The organism is Enterococcus pernyi (assembly GCF_045371165.1).
GTDB lineage: Bacteria > Bacillota > Bacilli > Lactobacillales > Enterococcaceae > Enterococcus_B > Enterococcus_B pernyi.
On the sequence record NZ_JBIQDM010000030.1, the window covers coordinates 1 to 659 of the forward strand.

Below are 659 nucleotides of genomic sequence, written 5' to 3' on the forward strand. Positions count from 1 at the left end.
AAAGAAATGGCTAAAAAATTAGATCGTTCCCTAAAAGCTGTCGAAATGAAAATCTATAAAATGCAAAAGGCCGGTCAATTACCAGAGGTGGATCTTACTAAATCATTTGATTCAAGCGGTCGGAAATATTCTCTGGAAGAAGATAAGCGAATTATTGCTATGTACAAAAGTGGAGCGACATATAAAGCAATTGGTGAAAGTGTTGACCGTACTGAACATGCTATTGCTGGACGAATATTAAAACTAAAGAAACTCGGAAAAATAAAGAATAATGCTAAAAAGACATGGTCATCATCAGATGAACAGCTTTTGTTGAAAGCTATTAAGTTTGATAAGAATGGTTATGTGTCCAACTACGATGAACTGGTAAGAAAAACAAAGTTAAATGAAAAAAAGTTGATGCAGAAAGTGAGTCGTCTTAGAAAACAGGGGAAAATCACACAGCAAGCAGATCGGACAAAAGCTAGTGTCAAATCTAAAGAGGCTATGAACAAGTTTAATGATGCTCGGTTTGCCAAGTATACAAAGAAGGAGACACCGCAAATGGAAAAAACTTCTATTGCATCAATCCCAATGTCCTCTATTGATGTGGAATCAAAAGAAGTGATACTCATTCTGACAACAATAGTTTTAGATGGCCATAAAATTCAGCAATATTT

General features: G+C 35.1%; 1 protein-coding gene. It reads left to right on the forward strand.

Annotation, left to right across the window (positions count from 1 at the left end):
• Window positions 1–659, forward strand: a 659-nt coding sequence (locus ACH0AK_RS14925; protein WP_499797085.1) for a helix-turn-helix domain containing protein, incomplete at both ends; no start/stop codon positions are given.